The following is a 21,280-nucleotide window of genomic DNA, read 5'->3' as shown; positions in this document are numbered from 1 at the left end:
TCCTTTCCCCTCACTCCGTTGCGGATGCAAGGTCGTACTCCTCGAGATCGAATTCCAGCCTTTCGCGGTGCTCGGGTGCCGCCACGGCGATCATGCGACGCGCACGCTCCCCGAGGGAGCACCCCCGCAAGGCCGCGACACCGTGCTCGGTGACCACGAAGTCGACGTCCGCACGGGCGGTGGTCACCACGCCGTACTCGAGGGCCGTCTTGATCGTCGACTCCCCGCGCGAATCCGCGCGCATCGCGATGATGGAGCGGCCGCCGGTCATCGCCGCCGCCCGGGAGAAGTCCACCTGTCCCCCGACTGCACCGGCGTAGGTCGTGTTGCGCAGTTCCGCGCCGACCTGCCCGGTCAGGTCGACCTCGATCGCCGAGTTGATCGACACGAACGACCGCAGCTGCGAGAGAACCTGCGGCGCATGGGTGTAACTCGCCGGGCGGAACGCCACCGGAAGCCCAGGCAGCCGGTCGTACAGTGCCGCGGTTCCGAGCGCGGCACCGGCCACGTGCAGTCCGGGGTCGATTTCCTTCCGCGCCCCGGTCAGCACACCTCGGTCGATCAGCCGCAGCGCCGCGTCGGAGATCATGCCGGAATGCAGCCCGAGGTCCTTGTGTCCCGCGAGTGCGGTGAGGACGGCGGACGGCAGTGTTCCGACGCCGATCTGGATCGTGTCTCCGTCGGCGACGAGATCGGCGACGTTCCGCGCTATCGCCAGTTCCACGTCGGCGGGCTGGCGGTCCGGTGCCTCGAGCAATGGCCGGTCGGTCTCGACCACCGCGGCGAACCGCGACAGCGGAATCTTCGGTGCGCCGAGTGTGACGGGCATGCGCCGGTTGATCTCGGCGATGAGGACCGGTGTGTGGTCGAGGGCGTCGGCGATGTAGTCGACACCGACCCCGAGCGAGCAGTTTCCGGCAGAGTCCGGCGGTGACACCTGCACGAACCCGACGTCGCACGGGAGCCGCCGTTCGGCGAACAACCGCGGCAGGGCCCCGTAATGGCAGGGCACGACCTCGAGTCGGGCGAGGCGCCGCAGTTCGCCGAGGCCACCGTAGGAGACGATGGACAACTCGTCGGGCAATTCGCTCGTCAGTCGCCGGTTCCAGGTGAGCCCCACGAAGGCCCGGACCGGGCCGATCGACGGCACCTGGTCGAGCAGGGCGTGGACGAGCGGGGTGGGTTCCGCGCTCGTCTGGCTCCACCAGATTCCGTCGCCGGGCCGGATGTGCGGCGTCAGATCGATCATCAGTCGATCCGCTGGATCAGGGTCGCCGTTCCCAGACCGCCGCCGCAGCACATGGTCACCAGACCGATTTCGGCGTCCCGCCGCTCCAGTTCCGCGACGATCGTGGCGATGAGACGCGCACCGGTCGCGCCGACGGGGTGCCCGAGCGCGATCGCGCCGCCGTTGACGTTGACCCGGTCCATGTCGGGCTTCAGTTCCCGCTCCCAGGCCAGGACGACCGAGCTGAACGCCTCGTTGACCTCGAAGAGGTCGATGTCGTTCATGCTCATCCCGTTGCGGTCGAGCAACTTCCGGGTTGCCGGGATCGGACCGGTCAGCATGATGATCGGGTCCACCCCGACGGTGGTCTGATCGAGGATCCGGGCCCGGGCCCGCAGTCCGTGCGCGTCGACGGCCTCGCGGGAAGCGAGCAGCACACCGGCCGCCCCGTCCGAGATCGGCGACGAACTGCCCGCCGTGATCCGGCCGTTCTCCCGGAACACCGTCTTCAGCCCGGCCAGGCTGTCCAGGCTCGTTCCGGGGCGAATGGTCTGGTCGGTGGACCGACTCTCGCCCGCGAGATCGAGGGGGATCATCTCGGCGTCGAAACGGCCCGCCTCGATAGCCTCGGTCGCAAGACGATGGGAGCGGACGGCGAACTCGTCCATCTCCTGCCGGGAGATCTCCCACCGGTCCGCGATGAGTTCGGCACTCTCGCCCTGGTTCACGAAGTCGTACCGGTCGCGCAGCGCTTCCGGCCACGGATCCCCGTACAGTTCGGAGATCTTGGCCGGTGAGTTCATCGGCACGTGGCCCATGTGTTCGACACCGCCGGCCACGACGACGTCGTGGGTACCAGAGCCGACCAGGGCGGCGCCCATCTCGACGGCCGTCTGAGCGGATCCACAGCGGCGGTCCAGCACCACTGCCGGGACCTCCGGCGGGTAACCGACCTGCAACCAGGCGTTGCGGCCGATGTTGCGGGACTGCTCGCCGAACGGTGCGGTGCACCCGATCACGAGGTCCTCGACCGTCGCCGGCGCCAGCCCGCTGCGGCGGATGAGTTCCGTGTACACCGCGCCGAGCATGTCGTTGGGATGGGTGTCGCGGAACCAGCCGCGGTCGGGGTGCGACTTGCCCATGGGGGTGCGCGCTGCTTCCGCGATGATCACCTCGCGAGCGGAACGCTGGAAAGGGTTGCGCTTCTCGGCCATCAGATCACCGTCCCGCCGTCGACGGGCAGCACCTGGCCCGTGATGTACGCCGCGCCGTCGGATGCGAAGAACACGAAGCTGGACGAGATCTCGTCCGGTTCCGCCCAGCGGCCCAGCGGGATTCGCGCGAGCGTCTTAGCGGAGAGCTTCTCGTTGCTGCGGATGTTCTCCGTCATCTTGGTGGCGGCGAGCGGCGCGATCGCGTTGACCGTCACCTGCTTCTTGGCGAGTTCCCGCGCCAGCGACTTCGTGAGTCCGATGATGCCCGCCTTCGCGGCACCGTAGTTCGCCTGCCCGATGGTGCCCACCAGACCGGCCGCGGAGGTCACGTTGATGATGCGGCCGCTGCCGTCGGAAGGCAGGTACGGGAGGACGGCCTTGCTGCAGACGAAACTGCCGACGAGATGAATGTCGACGATGCGGCGGAAGTCCTCCTCCTCGAGGTTCGGGAACATCGCCGGTGCGATGGCACCCGCGTTGTTGACCAGGATGTTGAGGGTGCCGTCGTTCAGCGCGGCGGCCTGCTCCGCCGCGGCGGCCGCCTGATCGCCGTTGCGGACGTCGAGGGCCGCGGACTTCGCCGAACCGCCGGCTGCGGTGATCTCCGCGGCCACGGCCGCCGCGGCATCGCCGTCGACGTCGGTGACGAGCACGGCCGCACCTGCTTGCGCGTAGGCGTGCGCCACCGAGGCGCCGATTCCACTGCCCGCACCGGTGACGAGTGCGGACTTTCCGGTGAGTTCGAACATCAGTAGCTCCTGGGGAGGCCGAGGACGTGCTCGCCGAGGTAGTTGAGAACCATCTCCTGGCTGAGCGGGGCAATCTTGGTCAGGCGGGCTTCGCGGAAGTACCGGGCAACGTGGTATTCCTCCGAATAGCCCATGCCGCCGTGGGTCTGGAGGGCGCGGTCGGCGGCCTGGAACCCGGCGTCGGCGCACAGGTACTTGGCCATGTTGGCCTCGCGGGCGCACGGCTTTCCGTTGTCGTAGAGCCACGTCGCCTTGCGCAGGACGAGTTCCGCGGCGTCGAGTCGGGCGAGCGAATCGGCGAGCGGGAACTGCAGACCCTGGTTCATGCCGATGGGGCGCCCGAACACCTCACGCTCGTTGGCGTACTGGACGCCGCGACGGAGAGCGGCGCGGCCGATACCGAGGGCCTCGGACGCCACGAGCATGCGCTCCGGGTTGAGGCCGTCGAGGATGTACTTGAAACCCTTGCCCTCCTCGCCCACCCGGTCCTCGACCGGAATCTCGAGATTGTCGATGAACAGTTCGTTCGATGTGACCGCATTGCGGCCCATCTTCTTGATCGGGCGGATGTCGACCTTCGAGCGGTCGAGATCGGTGAGGAACAGCGTCAGACCATCTGTCTTCTTCTTCGCGTCCTCGAACTTCGTTGTGCGGGTGAGGAGAAGGATCTTCTCCGACTCCATCGCCTTGGAGATCCAGACCTTGCGGCCGTTGACGATGTACTTGTCGGCCTCACGTCGCGCGAAGGTGGTGATCTTGGTGGTGTCCAAACCGGCGCCGGGCTCGGTGACACCGAAGCAGACGTGCAGGTCGCCGTCGACGATCCGCGGGAGGGTGCGCTGCTTGAGTTCCTCGGAGCCGTGCACGATCACCGGGTGCATCCCGAAGATGGACAGGTGCATCGAGCTCGCGCCGTTCATGCCGGCGCCGGACGCGGCGACTTCCTCCAGCAGGATGGAGGCCTCGGTGATTCCCATGCCGTGCCCGCCGTACGCCTCGGGTGTGGTGATGCCGAGCCAGCCGCCCTTGGCGAACGCGTCGTAGAACTCGGTGGGGAACTCGTGCTCACTGTCCTTCTCCACCCAGTACTGCTCGTCGAACTTGCCGGCCAGCTCTCGCACCGCATCTCGGATCGTCGCCTGATCCTCGGTCAGATCAAAGTCCACAGCACGTCCCGTCGTCGTTGGTTCAGTTTGGACTTAAGTTACTAAAGGACAGACCAAAAAGTCAACGACGAATCACCCAGCAGCGGGCAACAGGGGTAGATCCCGCGCGAGACGCTCGTTCCACGCGCCCGGGCCGCCGAACAACTTCTCGTCGAGCTTGGCGCGCTTGTAGTAGAGGTGCAGGTCGTGTTCCCACGTGTAGCCGATCGCGCCGTGCATCACGAGGGCACTGTCGGCCGCCTGCACCGCGTTTCGCGGCACCTGCGCCTTGGCGACGGCGGCGTGTATCGCTCGATCCGGCAGACCCAGGTCGACCGACGCAGCGGCAAAGTAGGCAATGGACCGGCCCGCCTCGACGGAGACGAGAATCCCTGCCGCAGCATGCTTCACGGCCTGGAACGATCCGATCGGCACACCGAATTGCTGGCGTTGCTTGCTGTAGTCCACGGCGAGATGCAGCATGCGGTCCATCGCCCCGAGCGAATCCGCGGCCACGAGCACGGCCGCGCGCAGTCCGGCATCCCCGAGGGCCGTGGCCGCCTCGATGTCGAGACGCTGTCCGGTGACGCCGTCGAACCGGACATCCGCGGCCGCGCGGGACGGGTCGAGGAAGCGCCGCGGTTCGACCGTGACACCGGGATCGTCGACGCGTGTGAGGTAGAGGGCGGCGGTTCCGTCGGCACCCACAGCCGGGACGACCAGCAGTTTCGCCCGTTCGGCGCCGAGCACCGTTGCGACGCGGCCGGTCAGAGCGCCGCTCTCGTCGGCGCGTATCGAGTCGGCGACGCCGAACGGTCGGGTCGCGTCGACGGCAACGGCTGCGAACCCACCCCCCGCCAGCACGTCGGCGGCGACGTCGGCGGGCAGCAGGGGCGCCGCAAGGACGGACGCGGTCCAGGCACTCGACGGCGCGGCGTACCGGGCCAGCGCCTCGGCGGTCAACGCCAATTCGAGCAGACCACCGCCCTGACCACCGATGTCCTCGGCGAGGCCGGCGGAGAACCAGCCCTCCTCGACGAATTTCTGTTCGAACTCGGCAGGATTGCCCGATTCACCCCACTTACGGACATTTGCCGGAGCAGCGAACCGCCCGAGCCAGCCGTCGAGGGCTTCGGTGAACATTTCCTGCTCTTCTGACAGTTCCCAGCGCATACAACTGGCCCTCTCGATGAGACGAAGAATAGGCTGCAAGACGAACGCAGCGAGAAACCAATGGTATATTAGGTCTGACCGTTAGACCAGAGAGGGCGGGGAGCCATGCCATCAGCCGTGCCGAACACCACCCGGAACGGACGTTCCTCCATCCAGTTGACACCGATGGCGGTACCGAAGGCGTCGGACGTCCTCGCGAACGAGCTGCGCGAGCGCATTCTCAGCGGGGACTACGTCGAAGGCACACCGCTGCCACCGGAGCGCGAACTCGTCGTTCAGACGAAGATGAGCCGCACCACCGTCCGCGAGGCCCTCCGCATCCTCGAGGTGCAGGGACTCGTGCGCATCAAGGCGGGCCGGGCCGGGGGCGCCTTCGTTCAGCGGCCGGGCGAACAGTCCATGGCCGACACGGTGGCCCTGCTCATTCGCGGTCGTCAGATCCGTCTCGCCGCGCTGCTCGAGACCCGCGAGGCGATCGAGCCGTTCTGCGCCCAGCTCGCCGCCCGTCATCGCACCGACGAGGATCTCGCGCGACTCGACGCCGCCAACGACGACATCGCGGGCGCAGGTGACAGCCTCGACGCTTTCCTGCAGGCGAACATCGACTGGCACGTCGCCGTGGCGAGCGCCAGTCACAACGAACTGTTGTCGGGCCTCATGATCTCGCTCTCACGGGCCATCTATGCCGCGACGGAGAACGAAGGTTTCATCGACGACAAGGTCCGCGAAATCACCGTCCGGGCGCACCGCTCGGTGACCAAGGCCATTCGCGACAAGGACGCCGATGCCGCCGTGCGGCGCATGAGCAGGCACGTCCACTCGTACGCCGAGTCGATCAAGGACTTCGAGGAGCGCACCGACATTCCTCTCGACGACTGAATGTCGCTGCAGCATAACTTCATCCAGTAGTTGCGAGGGCCCCACACTGTGAGGTGTGGGGCCCTCGTCGCACTCACGTCGCAGAGTTGGCGGTGACCACGGCGCGGATCTCGTCCACGGCCTCCGGATTCTCGGCACCCGACAGGTCACCGGGATCGGCGCCCAGGGCCGCAGCCCGCACCGCGCGCCGCAGGATCTTCGCCGACCGGGTCTTCGGCAACCGCGATACCCGGTGTACCACGCTGGGCGCGAAAGGTTTTCCGAGTTCTGCGGCGACACGGGCGATCAACTCGGCCGAGATGTCCGTGTCGTCGTCGGCGTCCACGCGGGGAACCCAGAACGCCCACACCGCCTCGCCCTTCTTCTGATCCGGGACACCGACCGCGGCCGCCTCGGACACCGCCGGATGTGCGGTGAGCACCGCCTCGACTTCTGCGGGCGCAAGCCGCTTTCCGGCCACGTTCATCACGTCGTCCGAGCGGCCCCGGATGTACCACTGGCCGTCGTCGTCGACGAGCGCGTAGTCGCCGTGCCGCCACATTCCGGGGAACGTCGACCAGTACGCCTCGAGATAGCGTTCCTCGTCCTTCCACACCCCGCGCGTCATCGACGGCCACGGTTGCCGGCAGACGAGTTCGCCCTGTTCGCCGCGCAACGAGCGTCCCGCGTCGTCGACGACGTCCACGTCCATGCCCAGCGAGGGCCCGCCCAGCGAGCAGCTGTGGATCGGCTCCACCGGGTACGGCGCGAGGAACGACCCGCCGACCTCGGTGCCGCCGGAGAAGTTGATGACCGGCACGCGCCCGCCGAAGACGTCCAGCGCCAGCCAGTCGTACGAATCCGGGTCCCAGGGCTCACCGGTGGACCCGATCGTGTGCACCGAGGACAGGTCGTACCGTGCCGCGACATCCGTCTCCCGCCCGCGTAGGGTGCGGATCAGCGTCGGGGAGACGCCGAGCATCGTCACTCGATGCCGCTGCGCGAGCTGCCACAGCCGGTCGGTGTCCGGTACGTCCGGGGAGCCTTCGTACAGTACGAGAGTTCCACCGTTGGCGTGGGTGCCGACGATCGACAGCGGGCCCATGATCCAGCCCATGTCGGTGATCCAGCAGAACGCGCCGCCCGGCCTCAGGTCGAACGAGTACGCGACCTCGCTGGCCGTCTTGACGAGAAATCCTGCATGCGTGTGGACGGCGCCCTTCGGCTTTCCGGTCGTGCCGGACGTGTAGGCCAGCGCGAACGGCTCGCCGGCATCCATCGCCTCGACCGGACCTGGGTCGCCGCCGTTCCCGAGGAGCTTCGCCCAGGAGATGTCGCGGCCGGTGGAATCCACTTCGGCGCCGACGTTCTCGACCACGACGACCGACTGCACCGTCGGACAGGCAGCCAGGGCTTCGTCGAGGGCCGGCTTCATCGTGACGGTCTTGCGTCGCCGCACCGTCCCGTCCGCGACGATCACCACCTTCGCGTCCGCATCCTGGATGCGGGACGCGATCGCACTCGGCGCGAATCCGGAGAAGAGCGGTACGAGGACCGCACCGAGCCGCGCGACCGCGTACACCGACACGACCGCCTCGGGGATCATCGGCAGGAACAGGGCGACGGCATCACCCTTGCCGACGCCGAGCTCACGCAGCCCTGCCGCTGCCCGCTCGACGTCCGCCGCGAGCTCGCGATACGACAGGCTGCGGACGGCGCCGTCCTCGGCTTCGTGCACGACAGCCACCCGATCGGCGGCCGCCGGGTCGGCGAGCCAACGCTCCAGACACGCGTCGACGACGTTCGCCCTGCCCCCGACGAACCAGTCCGGGTGCTCGATTCCCCGGGAGGTGTCGAGAACCTCGTGGTACGGCGATTGAAACGGCAGGCCCAGGTCGCGGACCACCGCATCCCAGTACCACCGCACGTCGGCGACGGAACGGGCACGGAGCTCACCCAGACCCGAGAGGCCGTGGGCGCGGGCGAGCCGGGTGACGTTGGCGTTCTCGACGTAGTCGTCAGTGGGGTGCCAGGTGTAGTCGGACACGGTCAGCTCCTCGGCATGTCGAGCATGCGCTCGGCGACGATGTTGCGCTGGATGAAGGTGGAACCGCCGGCGATGGCGGTGCCGCGGGCCTGGTAGGCGAGACGTTGCCACCGCGCGGTCCGCTGCCCCACCTCGTCGAGTACGAATTGCCCGCCGACCGGTTCGAGGGACAACCGGAAGTCGGCCAATTCCTCCACGAGGGGACAGAAGAACAGCTTGCCGATCGAGGTGACCGGCCCCGGCGGCCCGTCGTTGGCCGCGAGTGTGATGACGCGCTGGCCGATGAGGTAGTGCACGAGGGCCCGGCCGTACAGATCGGCGACCTTCTGCCGGATCACCGGATCCTCACCCAGCGGGCGGCCCGCGTCGTCGGTCATCCCCGCGATGTCGGTGACGATGTCGTCGACGGCCCGTTTCGTGTTGACGCGGCCCGTCGCGATCGCCACCCGCTCGTAGGCGAGCGTGCCCATCGCGACCTTCCAGCCGCCGTCCACCTCCCCGACGACGAGTTCGTCGGGGATGAACACGTCGTCGAGGAACACCTCGTTGAATTCCGCCTCGCCGAGCATGTGCGCAAGCGGTCGCACCGTGATGCCCTCACTGTCCATCGGCACCAGGAAGTACGTGATGCCCTTATGCCGCGGGCCGCCACCGGTACGGGCCAGCAGGATGGCGTGCGCCGCGATGTGCGCGCGACTGGTCCAGATCTTCTGCCCGTTGACCTTCCAGCCCCCGTCCACCTTCGTGGCCTTGGTGCGAAGCGAGGCGAGGTCCGATCCGGCGTCCGGCTCGGAGAACAGCTGGCACCAGATTTCCTCACCGGTCAGGATGGGCCGGAGAAACCGTTCCTTCTGGGCGGGTGTCCCGAAGTCGATGATGGTCGGGCCGGCGAAATCCTCGCCGATGGTGTTGAGACGCTCCGGCGCTCCCACCCGGTCCATTTCCTCGGTGAAGATGGCCTTGCGGATCGGGTCGGCAGCTTGGCCGCCGTACTCCTGCGGCCACGACATCCCGCCGTAGCCGGCGTCGAAGAGCAGTCGCTGCCATTGCTGCCAGAACGGCACCTTGTCGACCAGATCGACGGGTTCCGGCCACGGCAGCGTCGGGACCGCTTTTTCGGCCCACTCCCGGACTTCTGCACGGAATGTGGCCTCGTCTGGGGAATCAGCGAGCTCCATTGCACCCTCCTCACGAATTTAGGCTCAATGATACTATAGGTCAGTCCAAAAAGGAGGCCCGGATGTCCGACCCACTCCCCGCCGGCGTCGTCGACCGCGTCGACTACGACGTCGAACGCGGCAAGATCCGCGAATTCACGCGCGCCACGTTCACCACCGATCCCGTGCACACGGACCCGGCAGCCGCGCGCGACGCCGGATTCGGCGACGTGCCTGCCACTCTCACGCATACGGTCGTCGCCGGACACCAGCGCGACCAGCGCGCGTTCGTCGACACACTGGGCCTGGCGCTCGAACGCGTGGTCGTCGGTTCGGTCACGTGGACGTACCTGCGACCGCTCACCGCGGGCGACCACGTCGTCGGCACCCGCCGCGTCGTCGACGACGTGCAGCGAGAAGGCAAGCGCGGCGGGACGATGCGCATCGTCACCCTGGAGACCGAGTACGTCGACGCCGACGGTGCACCCGTGGTGCGGCTCGAGGAAGTCCTGATCGAACGAGGAGAGCAGCGATGAGAATACCGGCGAAGGTCCGCGTCGGCGAGGTACCCGACACCCGGGTGGTCGGCCCGGTGAGTCAGACCGACATCGTCCGATTCGCCGGAGCCGGAGGCGATTTCAATCCCCTCCATCATGATCCCGAGTTCGTCGAGACGTCGGGATTTCCCGGTGTCATCGCGATGGGCCAGATGCAGGCCGGAGTTCTGGCGGGCTGGGTCTCCGACATATTCGGCGTCGAACATGTGCGCTCCTTCGGCGTGCGGTTCGTCGCCCCGGTCTTCCTCGGTGACATCCTGACAGTGGGTGGGACGGTTGTGGCGATCGCCGAGACGGACGGGGAGTCGCGGGCGAACCTCGACCTCGTCGTGTCCGGGACCAAGGGTCCGGTCGTCACCGGATCCGCGACCGTCGTGGTAGCCACGACCTGACCACCCTCCTCATACCGCCGAAAGGGGGCGAAGCCGATCGGCTTCGCCCCCTTTTCGATTCGATCAGACGACGGCCCGCGCCTCGCGGTCTGCCTCGATCTTCGCGGCGATCTGCGCGCGCAGCAGGTGCTTCTGAATCTTGCCGGTCGCCGTCGTCGGCAACGCCTCGACGATCTCCAGCCGTTCCGGAACCTTCTGGATGGCGACGCCCTGCTCGAGCAGGTACGTCTTGATCTTCTCCAGGGTGATGTCGCCGTACCCGGGCGCGGGAACGAGGTAGAGGCACACCGCCTCGCCGAGCCGCTCGTCGGGCATCGCGACCGCCGCGACACCGCGCACGGCGGGATGCGCCGCCAGGAGGTCTTCGACCTGACGGACGCTGATGTTCATGCCGCCGCGGATCACGATGTCCTTCGTCCGGCCGGTGACGCGCACGTAGCCGTCCTCGTCCATCCGGCCGAGATCGCCGGAGCGGGAGTGGCCGTCCGGTGTGAACAGCTTGGCCGTCTCCTCGTCGTTGTGGAGATAGGCGAGCATGTGCATGGCGCCCTTGTAGGCGATGTCGCCCTCCTCGCCGCGCGGAACCTCGTCGCCGAGTTCGTCGACGATCTTCACCGACTGCATCGGCAGCGGACGACCGTCCGAGGTGATCGACCGCTGAGGGTCGTCGCGAACCGTGCACATGGTGGTGGTGACGTTCTCGGAGCGGCCGTACAGGCTGAGCACTTGCAGGCCCGGGAACTGTTCGGCGGCGTGGGTGACGAAGCTGCCGGGGATCGGGGAGCCGGCGGCGACCCACAGCCGCATGCTGCCAATGTCGTGGACTGCCGGGTCGTAGGCGTCCATGAGCATCTGCAGGAACGTCGTGGCACTGACCGCGACGGTGCACCCGCGTTCCTTGATCTGTTCCATTCCACGGACCGGCTCCCACACCTCGATGAGATGCGACGCCGCGCCGTGCATGAGCGGGAGGATGATGCTCGTGACCAGTCCGGTGGTGTGGGTGATCGGTGAGGGGCCGAACTGCACGTCGTCGGGTGTGTAGGCGAATCCCTTGGCCAGCAAACGGGATCCACAGGCCATCGTGTTGAACGTGTGGATGCACCCCTTGGGCCGGGACGTCGTGCCGCTGCTGTAGACGATGACGAACGGCTCGTCGGGGCCGACGCCGGGGCCGAGTTCGGCGATGGCCTCCTCCGGGCTCACATCCGCCGACAGCGACTCGAACGACACCGACCGGTCCGGCCGTTTGCCGGTCCCACGGACGGCGACGACGTCCTCGAGCGAGTCGACCGCACCCAGGATCTCGGTGTACATGCCGGCGTAATCGAATTTCTTGAACAGTTGCGGTGTAATCGCTAGCCGGACACCGGCATTGTTCAGGATGTATTCGACGTCGTCCCGGCGATAGATCGGCATGATCGGCACCAGAACGGCACCCAGTCGAGACAACGCGACGGCGATGATCGAGAACTCGATCCAGTTCGGGACCTGCACGGATACACGGTCGCCGGCAGCGATTCCACGACGCTGAAGGCCTACCGCCAGGCGCAGAGCCTTGTCACGCAACTGCCGGAATGTGATGCCGCCGCTGGTGTCGTCGGTCAGGAAGACGCGGTCGCCCCGCTCAGCGACCTGAACCTCGAGCAGATCGAAGAACGTGTCGCGGCGCCACTGCCCGGTGGCATAGAAATCTCGGATCTGTTCGTCCGAGTAGCGATCGGTGACCGATGCGAACGCCATGGGAAGCCTTCCTCTGAGCGCAGATGTGGAGAGGGAATAAGTACCCGTGTTGGCCCTACAATATAATGGTTAGACCGATACTGCAATGAGCTTCAACGCTCGGTCAGCGCAGACTCCATACGGGGGAGCGTTTTTCGCGAAACGCAGTGACACCCTCGACGATGTCGTCGGTGGTGAACGCGAGAGCGAGCTGGGATTGCAGCGCCGAGAGGGCGTCGGGCAGCGACATGTCACGGGTGTTGTTGATCGCCTCCTTGCCGAGACGCATGAGAAGCGGCGATTTACTCGCGAGCCGGCGCGCCCATTCCCGAACCACGGCATCGAACTCGCCATCCGGAATCACCCGATTCACGAGCCCCAACTCGAGTGCGTCTGCGGCGGTGATCGACTCGCCGCACATCATCAACTCGTTCGCCTTCAGCCGCCCGACGTTCCGGTAGATGAGAGCGGAGATCATGAAGGGAAAGACGCCGACATTGATCTCCGGGCACCCGAACCGCACCGACTCCTTGGCGAGGACGAAGTCACAGGCCAGCGCGAGCCCGAACGCCCCCGCGAGCACGTCGCCACCGGCCGCGCAGATCACCGGTTTCCCGAGGCCGCCGATGAGCCGGTAGAGCCTCGGGAATCGGTCCAGTCCGGCATATTTGACGATCGTGGGGGCATCGCTCGCGAACGCCTTGAGGTCACCACCCGCCGAGAAGATCTTCTCGTGCGACGAGGCCAGGACGACAACCCTCACGTCGTCGTCCCCGCGCGCGCGTTCGAGCGCGGCGAGAAGCTCGTCGAGCAGGTCGTCGGACAGCGCGTTGCGGGTTTCGGGGCGATCGAGGGTGACGACGGCGATGTGCTCGTCGACGTCGTATCGCACAGGGTGCGCCATGGTGCCGATCCTTCCAGTTTGGTCGTACCATTCGACCCTAGTACGGACCGGACGTCGGGAACAAGAACTCATTCGAAAGACTTCCCCGGAATGCGTGACGCGATTGGACTGACCATATACATTGATATTGAGGCTGCAGACGATGACGAACGCCCCGGTGACACCTTCTCTATACTGTGCGTTGTGTCACAGGTGCGGCAGCCGCGGCGCAAGGAGTGGTGAGTGGTCATTTCGACGAGTTCGTACGAGCTTGCCGAGCAGGCAGTTGCCGAGTTGCTGGAGCTACTCGGGAGCGAGCCGAACCTCATCCGCTTGGCGGACGGCGAGCCGGATCCGACCGTGATCCGCGCGTTCGCGGCCCGGAAACTGCGCGAAGGACTCGACTCACCCGAGCAGGCCCTGCGCCTCGCGGAACTCGTGACGCGACTGGACACCGCGAGCCGCGACGACATCGCTCGCCGACTCCGCGTGCACACCGAGCAGTTCGAGGCGTTGCAGCAGGTAGTCCGCGCCATCGATGCCGAAGCCGACCAGATCGCCCGCATCGTGACGCAGGAATTGTGCACGAACCTGGGATACGGCAAGGCAATGTTCTCCGTGGTTCGCGGTTCCACCTGGTCCCCCATCGCGCTAGCTGTCAATCCCGAGCTGACCGGCGACTTCCACGAACTCGTCACGGCGATCGACGGCCGGGAGATCTCGCTGCGCGAGGCGCCCCGCGAGGCCGAATTGGTCCGCCGCCGCCGGCCGTATGCCGTGGACGGCGTGGACACCTACCGGCACACGTACCGCCCTCTCATCGATCTGTCGCGTCCGGCGGGATACCTCGCGGTCCCCGTGGTCGTCGACTCGCGCGCGGTGGCGATGATTCACGTGGACCGCCAGAGTGACAGCCTGACCGACACCGACGTCCACATCGTCGGAGCGCTGGCGGGTGTCTGCGCCTCGGCGAAGGAGCGCGCCGCCCTGCGCCAACAGATCTCTGCGCGCAACGAGCACGTCGACGCCGAGGTCCAACGGCTCAGCCGGGCGTTGCGACACCTCGAGCAGGCGCCCCTCACGATGCCGGACCTGGCCACCTCCGAAGTGCCGCGCGTCGGCGCGGCGAGCGTGGACGACACCGCGCAGGGAGCGATCGTTCCCCGTGCACACACACTGACCGCTCGGGAGCGGGAAGTACTCACGCTGATGGCAACGGGAGCGACCAACGCGGCCATCTCCCGTCGGCTGTGCATTTCCGACGGCACCGTCAAATCCCACGTCCAGCGGATCTTCAAGAAGCTCGGCGTCTCGACGCGAGCCGAGGTGGCAGCGCTGTGTGCCCATGCCAAGACGGTGAACGGTGGCTGACGAGCTCGACCGGGCCATCTCGGACACCCTCGCCGAAATGCGCACGGCCACTTCGGAGCACGCCGTCGAACTCGGCAGGCGTCTGGTCGATCTCCTCGACCGCAGGAACGCACTCGCTGCGACGCACACCGCCGACATCGGTGCACTCGCGAAGCGTATCGATCGCGCCGTCCACGCACTCGACGACGCCGCCTCGAGTGCGGAACTCGTGCGGCGAGCATGTGAGCGCGTCGCCGAACTCTGCTCCGCGGACAATGTTGTGCTCTCACGAGTCGACGGCGACCGGATCATCCCCGTCGCCTCGTTCAGCGCCGACCCCGACACGACACCCGCTCTGCCCGCCGAGTTCAGCCTCCCGGCATGTTCGCCCGAAGCGCGCGCCCTCGAGACGAACACGGTGACGGCCGGTTCCCAGGTTCCCGCCGAACTGCGAGACGCGCTGGGCGCGAACGGTTTCACCATCGTGCCCGTCGTCGTCGACGGGACTGCTGCTGCGCTCGTCCATGTCGGGACACCATTGGACGGATCACGACGCCACGCCCTGGGCGTATTCGCCGAGGTGCTCGGCGGATGCTTCGAGCGGGTCGGACTCGAATCTCGTCGCGACCGCCAGGACGCCCTCCTCCGGGAAAGTGCCCAGCGGTGGGGCAGCGACACCGAGTTCGACGCAGTGACCGTACGAGGATCTACCGACCTCGATGCCGAGCACGACGTCGAGCGCCGCCTGCTCGACCCGCTGACCGAACGCGAGGCGGATGTGGTCCGGCTCATTCTCACCGGGGCGTCGAACTCCACGATCGCCGCCGAACTGTTCATCACTGTCGACACGGTCAAGTCCCATGTGAAACGCATCCTCCGAAAACTCGGCGCCACCAACCGCGCCGAGCTGATCGCGAAGTATCAGTCCTCCACCCGGTGACACGACCGGAGAGCGTCAGGCGTCCGAGGACGGCACGGTCACCGTGACGGTGTCCACGTCCGGTGTCAGCACGAGCTGGCACGCGAGGCGGGAGCACGGCTGGACGCCGTCGAGGAACTCGAGGAGGTCCTGTTCCTCCAATGTCGGCTCTTCAAAGGCCGGTGTGGATTCCTCGTCCAGGTACACGTGGCACGTGGCGCACGAGCAGCTACCGCCGCATTCGGCGACGATGCCGGGGAGGTTGTTCCGCACCGACCCGTCCATCACGCTCTGGCCGGCGGGGACGTCGACGGACGACGTCGAGCCGTCGGGGAGCTGGTATACGACGGTGGGCATGGCGATCTCCTTCGGATTGATCGGTGAACATCTGCGCGGTTCCGGCCGCGTTCTGTACAAAAATTGTGTCGCGGGTCACTGATCCGCCACATCACCACTTCGGCGGATTACCCCCCTCCGGTGGGGTGAAGTTGCGCTGCATACGGCCGCCGCCGACCGCGTGGCGCAGCACACATACCCCGTTAGGTAGACAACTTTCGATCAATGGTGTGATGCCCCTCACTTCTCTGGCTGACAGGCTGATGTCACTCCAGTCGGCGAGGGCGCCGCAACACACGGCGCCGGAACTCGCTACACCACGAAGGGGAATTGATGAGCACCACAGAACAGGTCACGGAACTGATTCCGGACGCCGTCGCCCGTCAGATCGTATTGCCCGAGGGACACCGGGACAACGACGCGCTCTTCGAGGCCTACCGCTGGCTACGCGAGAACAATCCTCTCGGCCGCGCCGAGGTGGAGGGTTACGACCCCATCTGGTTGGTGAGCAAGCACGCCGACATCATGGAGATCGAGCGCCAGCCCGACATCTTCACCAGCGCGGGAGGCGAGGACAAGGGGTCCGTCAATCCGATCCTGGCGAATCAGGCTGGCGACGCATTCACCAAGAGCATCAACAACGGCAGTCTCCGCATCCTGGAGACCCTCACCTACCTCGACCCGCCGGAGCACACCGCGATCAAGGACATCGCGCTGGACTGGTTCCGGCCGACCAACCTCGCGAAGTGGGAAACGGTCATCCGCGATCTGGCGAAGGCCGCCGTCGGCAGGCTCCTGGAGACGGACGGGCGGGTCGACTTCGTCAAGGACTTCGCGCTCCACTACCCCCTGCACGTCATCATGAGCCTGTTCGGGGTGCCCGAAGAAGACGAGCCCCGCATGATGGCCCTCACGCAGGAATTCTTCGGCACCGCTGATCCCGACGCCGCCCGCGAGGACGTCGAACCGCTCACCCCGGACGCAGCCGCGAAGCAGTGGGTGGCCACGATCCAGGACTTCTACGCGTACTTCGAGAGGCTGCTGCAGGACCGGCGCGCCAACCCCCGCGACGACCTCGCGACGATCATCTCGGTGGCCCGCGACGAGAGCGGCGAGTACTACCCCAACGAGGTGGCTTACGGCTACTTCATCGCGATCGCCACCGCGGGGCACGACACCACGTCCAGCACTCTCGCAGGCGGCATGCTCGAACTCGGCCGCAACCCCGACCTGCTGGCGAAGGCGAAAGCGGACCTGGCGCTCGCGCCGCAGATCGTCAACGAGTCGCTGCGCTGGGCGTCGCCGGTCAAGCACTTCATGCGTCAGGCAACCCAGGACTACACGCTCCGCGGTCGCGACATCAAGAAGGGCGACCGCTTCATGCTGCTGTACCAGTCGGGCAACCGCGACGCGGATGCCATCCCTGATCCCGACCGTTTCGATTACACCCGCAGGCCCAACAAGCACATCGCCTTCGGCTACGGCCCGCACATGTGCATCGGCCAGCACCTGGCGAAGCTCGAACTCCGAATCATGTTCGAGGAGTTGCTCCCCCACATCGAGTCGCTCGAGTTGGTGGACGACACGAAAATGATCCAGACCAACTTCGTCGGCGGGCTCAAGAACATGCCCGTCAAGATCGAGTTCACCGGTTAGCACGATGACCACAGCACACCCGTCACCCACCGTGGTGATCGTCGGGGCCGGGCATGCCGGCGGCACACTCGCCGGCATGCTGCGGCAGCAGAAGTTCGACGGCCGAATCGTCCTCTGTGGCGAGGAGTCGCATCCGCCGTATCACCGTCCTCCGCTGTCGAAGAAGTACGCCGACGACGAGTTCGTCCAGTGGCTCAAACCGGACACGTTCTACGCCGACAATCAGATCGAAACCCGGTTGGGAGACCCCGTCGTCCGGATCGACCGCGACGCCCGAACCGCGACGACGGCGTCCGGCACAGTCCTCGAGTACACGACGCTCGTCCTCGCGACGGGCGCCGCGCCGCGAACCCTGACGCTGCCGGGGAGCGACCTCGCGGGTGTGCTCAGCCTGCGCACCCTCGCCGACGCCACCCTGCTCCGCGACGCTGTGCACACCGGATCGGCACTCGCCATCATCGGCGGTGGGTACGTGGGTCTCGAGGTCGCAGCGTCGGCCCGCGCTCGCGGATGCGAGGTCACGGTGATCGAACGGGAGGACCGGGTGCTGGCGCGGGTGGCCAGTCCGGAACTGTCGACGGTCCTCACCGAGTTCCACCGGGACCGCGGGACCCACATCCGCACGGGCGCGGAGGTTCGGGAGATCACCGGGACGGCGGGTCGAGTCGACGGTGTCGTGCTCGGCGACGGAACCGAAATCCCCTGCGACCTCGTACTGGTGGGTGTCGGCGCAATCCCGAACGACGCTCTGGCACGCCAATCGGGCATCGACTGCCTCGCGGGCATCGTCGTCGACGGTTCGGCACACACCTGCGATCCGAACGTCCTCGCGATCGGTGACGTCACCTACCGCCTGCACGACACGCTCGGCAAGATGGTGCGGCTCGAAAGCATCCCCAGCGCAGTCGAACAGGCGAAACAGGCGACTGCGGTCATCATGAACGCACCCCTGCCGCCGCACGAAGTGCCGTGGTTCTGGTCCGACCAGTTCGACCTGAAGATGAAGATGGCGGGGATGGTCGGTCCGGACACCCGGGCGGTCCTGCGAGGCAGCCCGTCCGACTCCTCCTTCGCCCTGTTCCACCTCGACAGCGACGGGATACCCGTTGCCGTCGAGACCGTCAACGCCGCAGCAGAATTCATGGCGGGCAAGAAGTTCATCGGCAACCGCACCAAGATCGACGCCACTGCTCTCGCCGATCCCGTCATCTCGTTGCGGGAAACCGTTCTCTGAGCATTTCCATTCCGGCCGGCCATCTCCGGCCGGCCCACAAGACATGGAGTATCGACGATGGAAGCACTCGCAGCAGTCGCGAGAGAACCGCACACCGAGTTCACCCTCGAACCGATCACCATCGAGGGCCCTCGGGCCGGTGAAGTACTCGTGGAGATCGAGGCGGTCGGCATCTGCCACACCGACCTCGCCGCCCGCGACGGCGCCCTCCCCACCGCACTGCCCGCCGTCCTCGGCCACGAAGGATGCGGCGTCGTCCGCGCCGTCGGCGACGGCGTCACCAAGGTCGCCCCCGGCGACCGGGTCGCCATCACCTTCAACAGCTGCGGCACCTGCCCGTCCTGCACCACCGGAGCACCGTCCTACTGCCACCAGTTCATGCACCTCGCCTACGACGGCGTTCGCGACGACGGCACCGGTCCGATCACCACCACCGACGGTGAGTCGCTGACCGGCCTGTTCTTCGGACAATCCTCCTTCGCCACCCACAGCCTCGCGTTCGAACGCAACGTCGTGAAGGTCCCCGACGACGTCCCCGCCGAACTCCTCGCACCCCTGGGCTGCGGGATCCAGACCGGCGCAGGCGCAGTCCTGCGCTCGCTGAACTGCCGACCCGGATCGGCGATCCTCATCGCCGGCGCCGGATCCGTCGGGCTGGCCGCCGTCATGGGCGCCGTCGTCCGGGGCTGCAGCACCATCATCGCCGTCGAACCGCACCAGTCGAGGCGCGACCTCGCTCTCGAACTCGGCGCCACCCACGTGATCGACCCCGCCGCCGGCCCCCTCGCCGAGCAGGTCCGGACCGTCATCCCCGCCGGGGTGGACTACGCCATCGACACATCCGGCGTTGCCGCCGTCATCGAATCACTCGTCGGCGCCATGACGTTCCACGGCAAGATCGGACTCATCGGCGTGCCCGCCGACCCCGAATCCTCGGTTCCGCTGAACATCATCAACTCCCTTGCCATGGGCCTGACCATCACCGGAATCATCGAGGGCGACAGCGTTCCCGACGAGTTCATCCCCGAACTGGTCGAGCTCTACAAGTCGGGCAGATTCCCGCTCGACAAGCTCGTCACCACGTTCCCCTTCACGAAGATCAACGACGCCGTCGACGCCCAGCACCGCGGCGAGGTCCTCAAACCCGTCCTCGTCCACGACTGACCACCCGCACCCGAACCACTCACGAAGGACACCCGATGACGATCGACTACCCCGATCTCTACATCCGCGGCGAATGGGCACGGCCGTCCGGCGACGCGACCATCCCGGTTATCTCCCCGGCCACCGAGCAGCAAATCGGCTCCGTTCCCGAGGGCACCGAGACCGACATCGACGACGCCGTCGACGCCGCCCGCACCGCGCTCACCGACTGGGGGTCCCGGACCGCGGCCCAGCGCGCCGAGGTCCTGGGCCGCTTCGCCGACGAACTCGAATCCCGCGCCGAAGACACCGCCACTCGCGTGAGCAGCCAGAACGGCATGCCCATCACCCTCGCCCGGCAGTTCGAAGGCGGCTTCCCGCCCGTCCTGCTTCGCTACTACGCCGAGATGGCGGCAAAGCAGGAAGACGAGATCCGGCCCGGCATGCTCGGCGGTTCCACCCTCGTCACCCGCTCCCCGATCGGCGTCGTCGGCGCCATCGTCCCCTGGAATGTGCCGCAGGCCATCACGTTCCTCAAGCTTGCCCCCGCCCTCGCCGCCGGGTGCACCGTCGTCCTCAAACCCTCCCCCGAGACGGTCCTCGACGCGTTCCTGATGGCCGAGGCCGCCATCGCCGCCGGGCTTCCGGCGGGGGTGCTCAACATCGTTCCCGGCGGACGCGACCTCGGCGCCTACCTCGTCGCCCACCCCGGCATCGACAAGGTCTCCTTCACCGGCTCCACCACCGCCGGCCGCGCCATCGGCCGCACCTGCGGCGAACTACTCCGCCCCGTCACCCTCGAACTCGGCGGCAAATCCGCCGCCGTCATCCTCGATGACGCCGACCTGGCAGCGAACCTCGAATCCTTCTACGCCGCAACCCTGCTCAACAACGGTCAGATCTGCTGGCTCGGGACCCGCGTCCTCGCACCCCGATCCCGCTACGCCGAGATCGTCGACACCATCAGCGACCTCGCCAAGGGACTGACCGTCGGCGATCCACTGTCCGACACCACCCAGATGGGACCACTCGTCTCGTCCCGGCAACGCGACCGCGTCGAGGGCTACATCGAGAAGGGCCGCTCCGACGGCGGCCGGGTCACCGCGGGCGGCGGCAGGCCCGCCGACACCACACACGGCTGGTTCGTCGAACCCACCGTCTTCGCCGACGTGCAGACCGGCCACACCATCGCGCAGGAGGAAATCTTCGGACCCGTCCTGTCCGTCATCCCCTACACCGACGAAACCGAAGCGATCGCGATCGCCAACCACTCCGACTACGGACTCGGCGGCTCCATCTGGACCGCCGACCCCGAACGCGGCGCCCAGTTCGCCCGGGGCATCGCCAGCGGAACCGTCGGCATCAACGGTTACTCCAACGACCCCACCGCCCCCTTCGGCGGCATCAAGAACAGCGGCCTCGGCCGCGAACTCGGACCCGAGGGCCTCGCGAGCTACCAACAGCTCAAGAGCATCTACCTCGACATGCGATGACCCAGTGGACGCGGTCGTGCGATC

Annotated in this window: 19 protein-coding genes; 9 read left to right on the top strand and 10 right to left on the bottom strand. The window is 67.0% G+C overall.

Annotated features, from left to right (window positions below):
* Positions 1-10: 10 nt before the first annotated feature.
* The 5 genes from HGB39_RS08640 to HGB39_RS08620 form a co-directional block, all read right to left on the bottom strand.
* Positions 11-1,249 carry an acetyl-CoA hydrolase/transferase family protein gene (locus tag HGB39_RS08640; protein WP_005569735.1) on the bottom strand — a complete coding sequence of 413 codons (1,239 nt, stop codon included), beginning with the start codon at positions 1,247-1,249 and terminating at the stop codon, positions 11-13.
* Positions 1,249-2,442 (bottom strand): thiolase family protein, encoded by a 1,194-nt coding sequence (locus HGB39_RS08635; RefSeq protein WP_005569737.1) that lies wholly within the window; start codon positions 2,440-2,442, stop codon positions 1,249-1,251. The genes HGB39_RS08640 and HGB39_RS08635 overlap by 1 nt, the downstream gene beginning before the upstream one ends.
* On the bottom strand, positions 2,442-3,191 hold the full coding sequence (locus HGB39_RS08630; RefSeq protein WP_005569739.1) for an SDR family NAD(P)-dependent oxidoreductase: 750 nt from the start codon (positions 3,189-3,191) through the stop codon (positions 2,442-2,444). The genes HGB39_RS08635 and HGB39_RS08630 overlap by 1 nt, the downstream gene beginning before the upstream one ends.
* Positions 3,191-4,357 carry an acyl-CoA dehydrogenase family protein gene (locus HGB39_RS08625; RefSeq protein WP_005569741.1) on the bottom strand — a complete coding sequence of 389 codons (1,167 nt, stop codon included), beginning with the start codon at positions 4,355-4,357 and terminating at the stop codon, positions 3,191-3,193. The genes HGB39_RS08630 and HGB39_RS08625 overlap by 1 nt, the downstream gene beginning before the upstream one ends.
* 72 nt (positions 4,358-4,429) lie before the next feature.
* Positions 4,430-5,509: an acyl-CoA dehydrogenase family protein gene (locus HGB39_RS08620; protein WP_064080330.1), complete on the bottom strand. Its 1,080-nt coding sequence runs from the start codon at positions 5,507-5,509 to the stop codon at positions 4,430-4,432.
* 117 nt (positions 5,510-5,626) lie between these two features.
* Here HGB39_RS08620 and HGB39_RS08615 point away from each other — a divergent pair, with 117 nt between their 5' ends.
* A complete protein-coding gene (locus tag HGB39_RS08615) occupies positions 5,627-6,388 on the top strand; it encodes a FadR/GntR family transcriptional regulator (protein ID WP_005250869.1) in 762 nt (253 codons plus the stop codon).
* 73 nt (positions 6,389-6,461) lie between these two features.
* On the opposite strand, the gene HGB39_RS08610 is transcribed toward HGB39_RS08615, so the two are convergent.
* Both HGB39_RS08610 and HGB39_RS08605 read right to left on the bottom strand, forming a co-directional pair.
* Entirely contained in the window at positions 6,462-8,414 is a 1,953-nt protein-coding gene (locus HGB39_RS08610) for an AMP-binding protein (RefSeq protein ID WP_005560241.1), read from the bottom strand.
* A 2-nt stretch (positions 8,415-8,416) separates the two neighbouring features.
* Entirely contained in the window at positions 8,417-9,592 is a 1,176-nt protein-coding gene (locus HGB39_RS08605) for an acyl-CoA dehydrogenase family protein (RefSeq protein ID WP_005560240.1), read from the bottom strand.
* A 62-nt stretch (positions 9,593-9,654) separates the two neighbouring features.
* Here HGB39_RS08605 and HGB39_RS08600 point away from each other — a divergent pair, with 62 nt between their 5' ends.
* Both HGB39_RS08600 and HGB39_RS08595 read left to right on the top strand, forming a co-directional pair.
* Entirely contained in the window at positions 9,655-10,107 is a 453-nt protein-coding gene (locus tag HGB39_RS08600; RefSeq protein WP_005560239.1) for an FAS1-like dehydratase domain-containing protein, read from the top strand.
* On the top strand, positions 10,104-10,520 hold the full coding sequence (locus HGB39_RS08595) for a MaoC family dehydratase (protein ID WP_005560238.1): 417 nt from the start codon (positions 10,104-10,106) through the stop codon (positions 10,518-10,520). The genes HGB39_RS08600 and HGB39_RS08595 overlap by 4 nt, the downstream gene beginning before the upstream one ends.
* A gap of 63 nt (positions 10,521-10,583) precedes the next feature.
* Here the strand turns inward: HGB39_RS08595 and HGB39_RS08590 are convergent, their stop codons facing one another.
* Both HGB39_RS08590 and HGB39_RS08585 read right to left on the bottom strand, forming a co-directional pair.
* Complete coding sequence (locus HGB39_RS08590; protein ID WP_005560236.1) at positions 10,584-12,263, bottom strand: AMP-binding protein; 1,680 nt, start codon at positions 12,261-12,263, stop codon at positions 10,584-10,586.
* Between the two features lie 103 nt (positions 12,264-12,366).
* Entirely contained in the window at positions 12,367-13,146 is a 780-nt protein-coding gene (locus HGB39_RS08585; RefSeq protein WP_005560234.1) for an enoyl-CoA hydratase/isomerase family protein, read from the bottom strand.
* 222 nt (positions 13,147-13,368) lie between these two features.
* Between HGB39_RS08585 and HGB39_RS08580 the strand changes: the two genes are divergently transcribed.
* Positions 13,369-14,496, top strand: a complete 1,128-nt coding sequence (locus HGB39_RS08580) for a LuxR C-terminal-related transcriptional regulator (protein WP_005560233.1) — start codon at positions 13,369-13,371, stop codon at positions 14,494-14,496.
* Positions 14,489-15,415, top strand: coding sequence for a helix-turn-helix transcriptional regulator (locus HGB39_RS08575; protein WP_005560232.1), 927 nt, complete (start codon positions 14,489-14,491; stop codon positions 15,413-15,415). Before HGB39_RS08580 ends, HGB39_RS08575 begins: the two co-directional genes overlap by 8 nt.
* Positions 15,416-15,430: 15 nt before the next feature.
* Here HGB39_RS08575 and HGB39_RS08570 read toward each other — a convergent pair whose 3' ends face one another.
* The gene (locus HGB39_RS08570; protein WP_005560231.1) at positions 15,431-15,751 is read right to left on the bottom strand and encodes a 2Fe-2S iron-sulfur cluster-binding protein; all 321 of its coding nucleotides are present in this window, start codon (positions 15,749-15,751) and stop codon (positions 15,431-15,433) included.
* A 312-nt stretch (positions 15,752-16,063) separates the two neighbouring features.
* Between HGB39_RS08570 and HGB39_RS08565 the strand changes: the two genes are divergently transcribed.
* Genes HGB39_RS08565 through HGB39_RS08550 form a run of 4 tightly spaced genes read left to right on the top strand, consistent with a single transcriptional unit; the run spans position 16,064 to position 21,256 of the window.
* On the top strand, positions 16,064-17,386 hold the full coding sequence (locus tag HGB39_RS08565) for a cytochrome P450 (protein WP_005560230.1): 1,323 nt from the start codon (positions 16,064-16,066) through the stop codon (positions 17,384-17,386).
* Positions 17,387-17,390: 4 nt separating this feature from the next.
* A complete protein-coding gene (locus HGB39_RS08560; RefSeq protein ID WP_005560229.1) occupies positions 17,391-18,620 on the top strand; it encodes an NAD(P)/FAD-dependent oxidoreductase in 1,230 nt (409 codons plus the stop codon).
* Positions 18,621-18,677: 57 nt separating this feature from the next.
* A complete protein-coding gene (locus HGB39_RS08555) occupies positions 18,678-19,784 on the top strand; it encodes an NAD(P)-dependent alcohol dehydrogenase (RefSeq protein WP_005560228.1) in 1,107 nt (368 codons plus the stop codon).
* A gap of 35 nt (positions 19,785-19,819) precedes the next feature.
* Positions 19,820-21,256 (top strand): aldehyde dehydrogenase, encoded by a 1,437-nt coding sequence (locus HGB39_RS08550; protein WP_005560227.1) that lies wholly within the window; start codon positions 19,820-19,822, stop codon positions 21,254-21,256.
* Positions 21,257-21,280 lie beyond the last annotated feature (24 nt).

The sequence above is a fragment of the Rhodococcus opacus genome, assembly GCF_012396235.1.
Classification (GTDB): Bacteria; Actinomycetota; Actinomycetes; order Mycobacteriales; family Mycobacteriaceae; genus Rhodococcus_F; species Rhodococcus_F opacus.
The sequence above is the reverse complement of the archived record's forward strand: the minus strand, read 5'-3'. Positions and strand labels throughout refer to the sequence as shown.

Coding starts and splice junctions, on each gene's coding strand:
- HGB39_RS08555 (WP_005560228.1), top strand. CDS start 18,678: ATGGAAGCACTCGCAGCAGTCGCGAGAGAACCGCACACCGAGTTCACC.
- HGB39_RS08560 (WP_005560229.1), top strand. CDS start 17,391: ATGACCACAGCACACCCGTCACCCACCGTGGTGATCGTCGGGGCCGGG.
- HGB39_RS08595 (WP_005560238.1), top strand. CDS start 10,104: ATGAGAATACCGGCGAAGGTCCGCGTCGGCGAGGTACCCGACACCCGG.
- HGB39_RS08570 (WP_005560231.1), bottom strand. CDS start 15,751: ATGCCCACCGTCGTATACCAGCTCCCCGACGGCTCGACGTCGTCCGTC.
- HGB39_RS08565 (WP_005560230.1), top strand. CDS start 16,064: ATGAGCACCACAGAACAGGTCACGGAACTGATTCCGGACGCCGTCGCC.
- HGB39_RS08635 (WP_005569737.1), bottom strand. CDS start 2,442: ATGGCCGAGAAGCGCAACCCTTTCCAGCGTTCCGCTCGCGAGGTGATC.
- HGB39_RS08550 (WP_005560227.1), top strand. CDS start 19,820: ATGACGATCGACTACCCCGATCTCTACATCCGCGGCGAATGGGCACGG.
- HGB39_RS08590 (WP_005560236.1), bottom strand. CDS start 12,263: ATGGCGTTCGCATCGGTCACCGATCGCTACTCGGACGAACAGATCCGA.
- HGB39_RS08585 (WP_005560234.1), bottom strand. CDS start 13,146: ATGGCGCACCCTGTGCGATACGACGTCGACGAGCACATCGCCGTCGTC.
- HGB39_RS08620 (WP_064080330.1), bottom strand. CDS start 5,509: ATGCGCTGGGAACTGTCAGAAGAGCAGGAAATGTTCACCGAAGCCCTC.
- HGB39_RS08600 (WP_005560239.1), top strand. CDS start 9,655: ATGTCCGACCCACTCCCCGCCGGCGTCGTCGACCGCGTCGACTACGAC.
- HGB39_RS08605 (WP_005560240.1), bottom strand. CDS start 9,592: ATGGAGCTCGCTGATTCCCCAGACGAGGCCACATTCCGTGCAGAAGTC.
- HGB39_RS08640 (WP_005569735.1), bottom strand. CDS start 1,249: ATGATCGATCTGACGCCGCACATCCGGCCCGGCGACGGAATCTGGTGG.
- HGB39_RS08630 (WP_005569739.1), bottom strand. CDS start 3,191: ATGTTCGAACTCACCGGAAAGTCCGCACTCGTCACCGGTGCGGGCAGT.